The organism is Brachybacterium sp. HMSC06H03 (genome assembly GCF_001807385.1).
Taxonomy (GTDB): Bacteria; Actinomycetota; Actinomycetes; order Actinomycetales; family Dermabacteraceae; genus Brachybacterium; species Brachybacterium conglomeratum.
This window is the reverse complement of sequence record NZ_KV788789.1, coordinates 1-9,947: the sequence shown is the minus strand read 5'-3', so window position 1 is coordinate 9,947 and position 9,947 is coordinate 1. Positions and strand designations below refer to the sequence as shown.

Below are 9,947 nucleotides of genomic sequence, written 5' to 3'. Positions count from 1 at the left end.
GATCTCCTCGCACGTGCACTACAGCGGCACCCGGGAGGACCGCTCCAGCCGGGTCGTCGAGACGATCGAGTTCACGACCGACCGCGGACAGACTGTCCGCGCGAACCCGGTGGTCAGCGATACCGGGACCGTGGACCGCAGCGGGATGAGCGTGACCGTGCTCCACGACCGCGACCGGCCCGAGCGCTTCATCGCGCCGCAGAACGGCCACGGCATCTCCGCGAGGGTCCCGGTGATGCGGATCGGGTTCGGCCTGCTGTTCCTGGTGGTCATCGGGATCATCGTGAACGGCGGCCGGATGATCCTCGGCCAGCTCCCCTTCTTCTGAGGCGACGCCGGCCCACCAGAACCGACGCGGCCTCGGGCTGCGTCCACAGAAAGGGGACTCCCGCGGCACGGCGCGGCGCTGAGCTCCGCCGTGTGCCGCTGGAGTCCCTTTTCTGCTGATCCCCCCGCACGCATCAGCTCTGCCGATGCCGCGTCAGCTCTGCGCCGGGCCGCGCGATCGCCGGATCAGCTCTGCGTGTCTCCGCCGCCGTCGGACGGCGCATCCGCCGGGGGTTCGCCGCCCTCGCCCGGCGCACCCTCGGGGGGGGTGCCGCCCTCACCGCCGGGACCGCCCTCGCCGCCGGCACCGCCCGACGGCGGCTCGCCGCCCATGCCGCCGCCCATCCCGCCGGCCTCCGGCTCGGTGGTGGTGTCGATCGGGACGTCGATGGCGAAGGAGTAGCCGGTCTCGAGGTCGCCGGAGAGGGTCGCGAGCTGCTGCTCGTAGCCGTCGGAGAAGACGTTGTCGGTCTCGAGGGTGAGCTGGGAGAGGTTCTCGGCGCTCCCCGCGTACTCGGTGAGCTCGTAGACGCCGTCCGCCTCCGTCTGGGGCAGCGCGATCTGCGAGGTGAGGATCGCATTGGTCGCGTCGACGATCGACTCCGCGTCGGGGAACACCTCGAAGTGGAGATGGGGCCAGCGGCCGGTGTAGCAGCCGGGGAAGATGGAGGTGAAGGTGACCTTGCCCTGCGCGTCGGCGATCTGCACGCCGCGCAGGTAGGTCTCCTCCTCCACCCCCTCGGAGTACATCGAGTACTGCCCGGCGGCGTCGCACTGCCACAGGTACACGGCCGCACCCTCCATCGGCACGTCGCCGCCGGCCATGTCGATGATGGTCATGGTGATGTCGAGGGGGACGCCCTCGACGGTGGTGCCTCCGTCGATCGAGGAGCGGATGTCGGAGCGCTCCACGCCGCTGGTCTCGAGCACGTCGGCGCCGTTGGAGCCGTCGCCCGGGTAGGGGCCGGCGGTCTCGCCAGGCATCTCGGTGAGCTCGGAGGTGGCGCTCGAGCCGCCGGCATCGCTCGCCCCTCCCCCGTCGCTCGCGGCGGCGGTGGTGGAGGCGGAGCCACCGGTGCAGGCGGCGAGGACGGCGGTGACGCTGCCCGCACCGAGCACGCCGAGCGCGCCGCGTCGGGAGACCAGAGCGCCGACGTCGAAGGCGAGGCCCTGGTCCTCGACGTCCTCGTCCGGGTGGTGGAGGGGCCGGCCCTCGAAGCTGTTGCGCGGTGCGGTGCCCGAGGGGACCGCTCCGGCGGAGTTCTGTGCGACGGTGTGCTCGCGCGCCTCGGGATAGGGGCGGCGGGGGTCGGTGGTGTCCATGACGGGTCCTCTCGGTCTCCTGGTGTGGAGCCGGAAAGCTAGAAGCGCAGGCTGTAGAGCCGCTGTCAGCTTTCCGTGATCTGCCGGGAGGGAGCCCGGGAGCTCGCTGGGAGTCGTGGGCGACGCGGTCCCCGGGGGCGTCGGCGAGGGAACGGACCGAAGAGGGCCGCGCAGTGTCGGTCACGTCGGTCCTGACCTGCGGCGGGGGCGCGGTCCCCGGCGGACGGCGAGCGCGGCGGCGAGACGCTGGAGGCGCCGTCCCGGGAAGCGGCCGGGGACGGGGGCACTGTGACGCAGACCGCCGCCGAGACCGCGCCCGTGCACGCTCACGACGGATCTCATACGGTGCTGAGCATGCGCCTCCTCCTTCTCCGCCACGGCCAGACGCCCTCCAACGTCGAGGGGATCCTCGACGCCGCCTATCCCGGGCCGGGGCTGACCACGCTCGGTCACGCCCAGGCTCGTGCGGTCCCCGCCGCGCTCGCGCACGAGGACATCGCCGCCATCCACGTCTCCCGCCTGCTGCGCACCCACGAGACCGCGGCCCCGCTCGCCGCCTCGTGCGGGCTCAGCCCGCGCCTGACCGAGGGGATCGAGGAGATCCGCGCCGGGATCCACCAGGGCCGGCAGGACGCGGAGGCCGTCGACGCGTATCAGGACAACCACCAGCGCTGGAGCGCGGGCGAGCTCGAGGGCGGGCTGCCCGGCGGCGAGACCGGGCGGGAGTTCTGGGACCGCTGGACCCGGGCGCTGCGGCACATCGCGGATCAGCACGCCGAGGACGCGACCGTCGTCGTGGTCAGCCACGGCGCCGCGATCCGCGTGTTCGCCTCGGTCGCCGGCGGGCTCGGCGCCGCCTCGCTGTCCGAGCGGCCGCTGTACAACACGGGGCTCGTCACGCTCGTCGGCGATCCCGCCGCGGGCTGGCGCGTGGAGGACTGGATCTCCAGCCCCGTCGGCGGCGAGCACCTGCTGCGCGATGCCGAGCACGACGTGACCGCCGACGACACGGCCGACGCGAAGGCCTGAGGGCCGCCGCAGGTCACCGCGCCGTCGGCCAGGTGCGAGGAACCGGGGCTGTCCAGCTCGCCGTCGGAGCGGCGAAGGTGCTCCAGCTCCGGGGTCCGCCCGCCGTCGTCGGCGGGGGCGTGGTGCTCGGGGTCCGCGCGATCACCAGCGCGGATGGATGCTGTCCCGCAGCAGGGCGTCGTACGTCTCGTGCACCGCCGCGTCGAACCTGGCCAGGACGTCCTGCTCCGCGGTCGAGGGCGCGGAGCCCGCGGCGGCGTTCGCCCGGGCCTGCTCGCCGCTGCTCGCGCCGGGGATGACGGAGGTGACCCCGGGCTGCGCGAGGATCCAGCGCAGGCTCGCCTCGGGCAGCGCCATCTCCCCGTCGAGCGCCTCCTCGAGCCGGGCGACGGCCTCCAGGCCCGTCGCGTAGTCGACGCCGGAGAAGGTCTCGCCCTGGTCGAACGCCTCCCCGTGACGGTTGAAGCGGCGATGATCGTTCTCGGCGAACTCGCTCGTCGCGGAGAACTTGCCGGTGAGCAGCCCGGAGGCCAGCGGGACCCGGGCGATGACCGCGACACCCTCTGCCCGCGCGAGGGGCAGCACCTCGTCCAGGGGCTTGAGGCGGAAGGGGGTGAGGATGATCTGGAGCGAGGCGAGGTGCTCGCGCTCGAGGCTGATCAGAGCCTCCTCGCAGGTCTCGACGCTGACGCCCCACGCGGCGATCCGCCTCTCCTCGACCAGTGCGTCGAGCACCTCGAACACCCGGTCGTCGCGGTAGATCGCCGGCGGCGGGCAGTGCAGCTGCACCAGGTCCAGGGTGTCCATGGCGAGGTTCTGCCGTGACCGCTCCACCCAGCCCCGCAGCGCCTCCTCGGTGAAGGACTCCGGCGCGAAGGGCTCCGCACGCCGGGACGCCTTGGTGGCGAGGAAGGGCAGACCCTCGGCAGCGGTGCCGTCGGCGGCGACGCGGGCGCGCATCGCGCCGACGAGCCGTTCGCTGCGGCCGTCGCCGTAGACGTCGGCCGTGTCGAAGAAGGTCACCCCGGCCTCGAGGGCGGCGCCGAGCACTTCCTGCGCGGCGTCGTCGCCGACCTCGCCCCAGTCCGCGCCGATCTGCCAGCATCCCTGGCCGATCACGGACAGCGGACGGTCGAGGCGGGCAGGGGTGCGGTGCTGCATGGACATCGTCGACCTCGCTTCTCCGGACCGCCCCTCGATGGGCGGCGCTCTGGACAGGAGTCTCCCAGACCAGCTGGCGTCCTCGCACGCCGCGCACGGCACCAGGGTGGACCCCGGGCGACGCGGAGGTTGGTGGCGCCGGTGGAGCAGGAGGCGTTCGCGGCGCCGGGGGCGGTGAGGCGGTCCGCCGGGGCGGGCGGGACGCGGGCTCCCACCTGTCCTCGGCGCCCGGGAAGAGGAGCGGCACGTGAGGCGTTGACCCCGTGGGTGCCGGGCGAGCCGGCCGGCACCCACACTCGACGAAAGGTGCCCCCATGCCCGTCCCGCTCTCGATCCTCGACCTCGCGACCGCCGCGCGCGACCAGACCCCGGCGGACGCGCTCGAGGGCACGGTCGCCCTGGCCCGAAAGGCGGAGGAGGCCGGGTACAGGCGGGTCTGGTACGCCGAACACCACAACATGGCGTCGATCGCCTCCTCCGCGACCTCGGTGCTGATCGCCCACGTCGCCGCGCACACCAGCACCATCCGGCTCGGCGCGGGCGGCGTGATGCTGCCCAACCACTCCCCGCTCGTGATCGCCGAGCAGTACGGCACCCTCGAGACGCTCCACTCGGGCCGGATCGACCTGGGCCTCGGCCGTGCGCCGGGCACCGACCAGAACACGATGCGTGCGCTGCGCCGCAGCGGCGCCTCCGCCGACTCCTTCCCCGAGGACGTCATGGAGCTGCAGGGCTACCTGCAGGGCCGGTCGCGGATCCCGGGCGTGGACGCCTATCCGGGCAAGGGCACCGACGTCCCGCTGTTCATCCTCGGCTCCTCGCTGTTCGGCGCGGGTCTCGCCGCCGCGCTCGGGCTGCCCTATGCCTTCGCCTCCCACTTCTCCCCCGGCGCACTCCATGAGGCGATCGCGCTCTACCGCCGCGAGTTCCAGCCCTCCGAGCAGCTCGAGAAGCCCCACGTCATCGCCGGCTTCAACGTGATCGCCGCCGACGATCGGGCCGACGCCGAGCGCCAGCAGCACGAGATGATGCGCAGCCGGGTGGCGCTGCTGCTGCGCCCGGGCACCGAGTACACCGACGAGCAGGCCGACGAGCTGCTCGCCGCGCCCCAGGCCCAGCACCTGCACCAGATGGCGACCTACAGCGCCGTCGGCACCCCCGACGTGGTGCGGGACCAGGTCGCCGAGTTCGCCGATGCCACCGGCGCCGACGAGCTGATCATCGCCCACCAGGGCCCGCGGGTGGAGCAGCGGCTGCGGTCGGCGGAGCTGCTGGCGGAGGCGTACATGGGCTGAGACGGCGGTGCATGCCGGGCTCCGTTCGGCGCCTGTGCAGGCGGCGCGGGAGGTCGAGCGCGGCGAAGAGCGTGAGGGTGCGGGCGGGACGGGCGATGAGCATGCTCCATGGGCGCACGGCGGTGTCGGAGGCCACGAGCACCGGCGGCCTGGCCGGGCGGGAGTCGCGCCGCAGGTCGCGACTCGGTCACGACGGGATCGGCGACTGCCCGAGCGCGCCGCACGCCGTACTATGCCGTGCGACCCCTCCCCCCACCCCGCAGGAGCACTCCGCCATGACCTGGACCCCCACCGCCGAGGACGACCGCCGCTTCCTCTCCCTCGCGATCGAGCAGGCGCAGAAGAGCTGGGACGAGGGCGGGGTGCCGATCGGCGCGGTGCTGGTCCACGACGGGCAGGTGCTCGCCGCCGGTCACAACCAGCGCGTGCAGAAGGATTCCGCGATCCTCCACGGCGAGACCGACACGATCGAGAAGGCCGGGCGTCTGCGCGCGAGCGTGTACCGCGAGTCGGTGCTGTACACGACCCTGTCGCCGTGCATCATGTGCTCCGGCACCGCGCTGCTGTACGAGATCCCGCGGATCGTGGTGGGCGAGAACCGCACCTTCGAGATGGCCGAGGACCTGCTGCGCGAGCGGGGCGTCACCGTGGACGTGCTCGACGACCCCGACTGCATCGCGCTGATGGAGCGGATGATCGCCGAGCGGCCCGAGATCTGGAGCGAGGACATCGGCGTGGAGACGGGCGAGCTCGGCGCGTCGGCCGACGGCGCGCGCGCTGCAGGCGCCGAGGACTCCGACGTCGACGGCGCCGACCGGTGACCGCGGCCGAGCTGCGCGAAGAGGCGGGCACGGAGCCCGTCGACACCGACTACCCGGTCACCCCCGTCCCCGCCTCGGCGAGGCGCGGCGTCGTCTCGATCTCGGTGGTGCTGATCGGCTTCACCGTCTTCGCGCCGACGCTCATGGCCGGCGCCTCCATCGGCGCCGCCTTCCGCTTCAGCGAGTTCCTGGCCGTGCTGCTGGTGGGTTCGCTGGTGCTCGGCGCGTACGTCGCCGCGATCGGCTTCCTCGGCGCCCGCACCGGGCTGACCACGGTGGTCATGTCGAGATATACCTTCGGCACCGCCGGGTCGAAGCTCGTCTCCGTGCTGCTGGGCGGCACACAGATCGGCTGGTACGGGGTGGCGGTCGGCTCGATCGGACAGATGACTGCGCTCGCCTTCGGCTGGCAGAGCGCCTGGGCTCCGGGCCTGGTGATGATCGGCGTCTCCGCCCTGATGATGCTCACGGCGCTGTACGGCTACGAAGGCATGTACTGGGTCTCGCTGATCTCCACGCCGCTGATCCTGGTGCTCGCGTTCTGGATCACCGCGCTCGCGCTCACCGAGGTGGGCGGCTGGAAGGGACTGTTCGACATCGCCCCAACCACCTCCATGACCTGGGCCGCCGCGGTGACGACGGTGGTGGGCACCTTCGCCTCCGCCGGCACGCAGGCCGCGAACTGGACCCGCTTCGCGAAGCGAGGCCGCGACGCCGTGCTCGCCTGCGGGCTCGGCTTCGTGATCGGCAACGGCCTGATGGTGTTCTTCGGCGCCGTCTCCGCCCTCGCCTTCGGGGAAGGCGACTTCACCACCCTGCTGCTGGGCATGGGCATGATCGGCTGGGGCCTGTTCTTCCTGTTCGGGAACCTCTGGAAGTCCAACGCGGATGCCGCCTACGCCTTCGGCGTCGCCGGGGCCGAGCTCGCGAACGCCCGGCGCAAGGGCCCCTTCATCATCGGCGGCGTCGCGATCGGCACCGTGCTGGCGCTGCTCGGCGTGGAGGGGCACATCGTGGGCTACCTCAGCCTCATCGGGATCCTGATCCCGCCGGTGGGCGGCGTGCTGATCGGCGACTGGATCGCCCGCTGGCGGGATGGGCAGCCGGCGCTGTCCACGCTCACCGAGAAGGTGCGCTGGCAGGCGCTCGTGCCGTACGCGGCCGGGTGCGTGGTGGCGTGGGTGTCGAACGAGTACGGCATCGGGATCGCGCCGCTGAACGGGATCGTGGTGGCGCTGGTGGGGGCGTGGTTGCTGGGGGTGCGGGCGAAGCGAGAGCTCACCCCAGCCGCATAAGCCCCCATCCATCCGGCGACTTTCGCTGCGCCTGTCACCGGCTCTTCGTACGATCGACGGAGTCGGCCCAGGGCAGAGGAGATGTCGCGGTGGAGAGTCCAGTCATCCGAGTCGTCGGCGCCATCGTCGAGCGAAACGGCGCGGTCTTCGCCGCCCGACGCAACGCCGAGCGCAGTGCTGGCGGGCTGTGGGAGTTCCCCGGCGGGAAGATCGAAGCGGGAGAGACTGCCGAGGACGCGCTGCGCCGTGAGCTCCAGGAGGAGTTGGGCGTCGACGTCGCCGTCGGCCCGTTCGTCGACCGGAGCCTGAGCGATGTCGGCGCTGCGCGCATCGAACTCTCCTGCTACGCCGCGCAGTTCACGGGCGAGGATCCCACCGCCAGCAGCGACCACGACGCGATGCAGTGGGTGCCCCTCACGGAGCTGTCCTCGCTGCAGTGGGCGCCTGGCGACGTTCCACTCCTTGACGGTTTGCCAGACCGGCTCGCCTCACTTCGCCGAGAGCCCGAGGCGGAGTGATGGAGGCGCCGCAGACACTGGACCCCGGCCTCTACGAACTGCTCCTCACCACGGGCCTCACCAAGGCGGTCCAGTCGACCGAAGAGCAGGGCTTCCTCACCCCGACGGAAGACGTCGACGACGCAGATGTCGCGCATGTCCTCACTCAGCACGTCGCACGGACCGTCGAGCGGGCGTTGAAGACTGCACCCCGTGAGGAACGCATCGCCCTCGCGAACCGCCTCCTCTCTGCGCTGCCCTCCTCTGCCCCGGATCCCGAAGTGTCTCCTGGACCGCGTCTCCTTACCTCGGTGACGCCACCGGAGACACCGCTCCTGCCCCGCCCATCAACGCCACTCAGCGACGTCGCGCTCTTCACGAACTCGCGAATGGATCCGCAGCTCGGCTCGGAACTGCGCCTCGAGATGGCGAGCGCGGATCGCATTGACCTGCTGTGCGCGTTTGTGCAGTGGAGCGGGATCCGGGTGCTGGAATCAGCTTTGCGCGAGGCGGCTGAGCGCGGAGTGCCCATCCGGGTTCTGACCACCACGTATATCGGTGGCACGGACCGGAAGGCGCTGGACTACTTCGTGCGCTCACTGAACGCCGAAGTGCGAGTCAACTACGACGCGCAGTCCACCCATCTCCACGCGAAGGCGTGGATGTTCCATCGGTCCAGCGGTTACACCACCGCGTATGTGGGCAGCTCGAACATGAGCCGGGCAGCGCTCGTCGACGGACTGGAATGGAACGTTCGTCTCTCCCACCTCGCGACGCCGAGTCTGGTCGACAAGTTCGAGTCGACCTTCGAGACGTACTGGGACGACGCCGCCTTCGCGCCCTACGACCCGGACAAGGACGCCGAATATCTCGACGCGCTCCTTGCGAAGAGCAGCGGCCGCGCCTCCGCGACAGACCTGTCGATCAGCCATCTCGACGTGCGTCCATACCCGCATCAAACAGAGATGCTGGATGACCTCGCCGCCGAGCGGGAGGTGCACGATCGACACCGCAACCTGCTTGTCGCGGCAACAGGCACCGGCAAGACCGTGGTTGCAGCGCTCGACTACAAGCGCTTGCGGGCATCGGACGCCGACCAACCAGCGATCCTCTTTGTCGCGCACCGCAAGGAGATCCTCGAGCAGTCCTTGAGGACCTACCGCGACGTTCTGAAGGACGGCGCGTTCGGGGAACTGTTCGTCGACGGGCGGAAGCCCATCCGGCGGCGGCATGTCTTCGCCTCGATCCAGTCGTTGCAGCAGGCCGGCGAGCTCGAGCGATGGGCGCCCGACCACTTCGACATCATCGTCATCGACGAGTTCCATCATGCCGAGGCGGCGACATACCGAAAGGTCCTCGACTACTTCACCCCTAAGGAGCTGCTTGGGCTCACTGCGACTCCCGAGCGGGCCGACGGGGTGGACGTGGCCCAAGCGTTCTTCGAGGGTCGCGTGGCGAGCGAGCTGCGGCTGTGGGACGCGCTCAGCGCCGACCTGCTTGTGCCTTTCCACTACTTCGGGATCGCCGACGGTGTGGACCTCAGCGGGCTGCGATTCACCCGCGGTGCGTACAACACTGACCAGCTGAACAGCTTGTACACCGGCAACGATGCTCGAGCCTCCAAGGTCCTGCAGGCCCTGCGAGACAAGGTCACTGATCCGAGCCGAATGAGAGCGCTCGGGTTCTGCGTCAGCGTCGAGCACGCTCATTACATGGCCGAGGTGTTCCGGCGCGCCGGGCTCCCCTCGCTGGCGCTCAGCGGCGCCTCCGGGTCCGATGAGCGGCAGGAGGGCCTCGCAAAGCTGCGGCGCGGCGAGATCGTGTGTCTGTTCGCTGTCGACCTCTTCAATGAGGGCCTCGATATCCCGATGATCGACACGGTCCTGATGCTGCGCCCGACGCAGTCCGCGACGATCTTCCTCCAGCAGCTGGGGCGCGGGCTCCGTCGGGCAGACAACAAGGCTGTACTCACCGTGCTCGACTTCGTCGGGCTCCAGCACACGAACTTCCGCTTCGACCTGAAGTACCGAGCGCTCACCGGTCTCTCGCGGAACCGGCTCGAGCGCAGCATTCGCGAGGGGTTCCCGTTCCTCCCTCCCGGAACGCAGATCGTCTTCGACCGCGTTGCGCAGGACATTGTGCTCTCGAACGTGAAGAAGCAGCTCAAGCTGGTCAAGTCCCTTTGAGTGGTGGCTTTTG

Annotated in this window: 9 protein-coding genes; 7 read left to right on the top strand and 2 right to left on the bottom strand. The window is 70.9% G+C overall.

The features are described from left to right. Positions 1-328, top strand: a 328-nt coding sequence (locus HMPREF3159_RS17080; protein ID WP_168165401.1) for a DUF3592 domain-containing protein, incomplete at its 5' end; no start/stop codon positions are given. A 185-nt stretch (positions 329-513) separates the two neighbouring features. Here the strand turns inward: HMPREF3159_RS17080 and HMPREF3159_RS08690 are convergent. Further along, on the bottom strand, positions 514-1,650 hold the full coding sequence (locus HMPREF3159_RS08690; protein ID WP_070500667.1) for a dioxygenase family protein: 1,137 nt from the start codon (positions 1,648-1,650) through the stop codon (positions 514-516). 354 nt (positions 1,651-2,004) lie between these two features. Here HMPREF3159_RS08690 and HMPREF3159_RS08685 point away from each other — a divergent pair, with 354 nt between their 5' ends. Further along, a complete protein-coding gene (locus HMPREF3159_RS08685; protein WP_070500671.1) occupies positions 2,005-2,679 on the top strand; it encodes a histidine phosphatase family protein in 675 nt (224 codons plus the stop codon). Positions 2,680-2,820: 141 nt separating this feature from the next. On the opposite strand, the gene HMPREF3159_RS08680 is transcribed toward HMPREF3159_RS08685, so the two are convergent. Further along, a complete protein-coding gene (locus tag HMPREF3159_RS08680) occupies positions 2,821-3,840 on the bottom strand; it encodes an aldo/keto reductase (protein ID WP_070500666.1) in 1,020 nt (339 codons plus the stop codon). Positions 3,841-4,154: 314 nt separating this feature from the next. On the opposite strand from HMPREF3159_RS08680, the gene HMPREF3159_RS08675 reads away from it, so the two are divergent. From HMPREF3159_RS08675 to HMPREF3159_RS08655, 5 genes are all read left to right on the top strand, one after another. Then, positions 4,155-5,135: an LLM class flavin-dependent oxidoreductase gene (locus HMPREF3159_RS08675; protein WP_070500665.1), complete on the top strand. Its 981-nt coding sequence runs from the start codon at positions 4,155-4,157 to the stop codon at positions 5,133-5,135. Between the two features lie 275 nt (positions 5,136-5,410). Further along, on the top strand, positions 5,411-5,956 hold the full coding sequence (locus tag HMPREF3159_RS08670) for a nucleoside deaminase (RefSeq protein WP_070500664.1): 546 nt from the start codon (positions 5,411-5,413) through the stop codon (positions 5,954-5,956). Continuing rightward, a complete protein-coding gene (gene codB, locus HMPREF3159_RS08665) occupies positions 5,953-7,251 on the top strand; it encodes a cytosine permease (protein WP_070500663.1) in 1,299 nt (432 codons plus the stop codon). The genes HMPREF3159_RS08670 and codB overlap by 4 nt, the downstream gene beginning before the upstream one ends. Before the next feature lie 89 nt (positions 7,252-7,340). Beyond that, positions 7,341-7,769 (top strand): (deoxy)nucleoside triphosphate pyrophosphohydrolase, encoded by a 429-nt coding sequence (locus HMPREF3159_RS08660; RefSeq protein WP_070500662.1) that lies wholly within the window; start codon positions 7,341-7,343, stop codon positions 7,767-7,769. Then, positions 7,769-9,934, top strand: a complete 2,166-nt coding sequence (locus HMPREF3159_RS08655) for a DEAD/DEAH box helicase (protein ID WP_070500661.1) — start codon at positions 7,769-7,771, stop codon at positions 9,932-9,934. Before HMPREF3159_RS08660 ends, HMPREF3159_RS08655 begins: the two co-directional genes overlap by 1 nt. Positions 9,935-9,947: the final 13 nt, after the last annotated feature.

What these genes read in the sequence shown, in the direction of transcription:
- HMPREF3159_RS08690 (WP_070500667.1), bottom strand. Translation starts at nt 1,650, where the DNA reads ATGGACACCACCGACCCCCGCCGCCCCTATCCCGAGGCGCGCGAGCAC.
- HMPREF3159_RS08655 (WP_070500661.1), top strand. Translation starts at nt 7,769, where the DNA reads ATGGAGGCGCCGCAGACACTGGACCCCGGCCTCTACGAACTGCTCCTC.
- HMPREF3159_RS08680 (WP_070500666.1), bottom strand. Translation starts at nt 3,840, where the DNA reads ATGCAGCACCGCACCCCTGCCCGCCTCGACCGTCCGCTGTCCGTGATC.
- HMPREF3159_RS08675 (WP_070500665.1), top strand. Translation starts at nt 4,155, where the DNA reads ATGCCCGTCCCGCTCTCGATCCTCGACCTCGCGACCGCCGCGCGCGAC.
- HMPREF3159_RS08685 (WP_070500671.1), top strand. Translation starts at nt 2,005, where the DNA reads ATGCGCCTCCTCCTTCTCCGCCACGGCCAGACGCCCTCCAACGTCGAG.
- HMPREF3159_RS08670 (WP_070500664.1), top strand. Translation starts at nt 5,411, where the DNA reads ATGACCTGGACCCCCACCGCCGAGGACGACCGCCGCTTCCTCTCCCTC.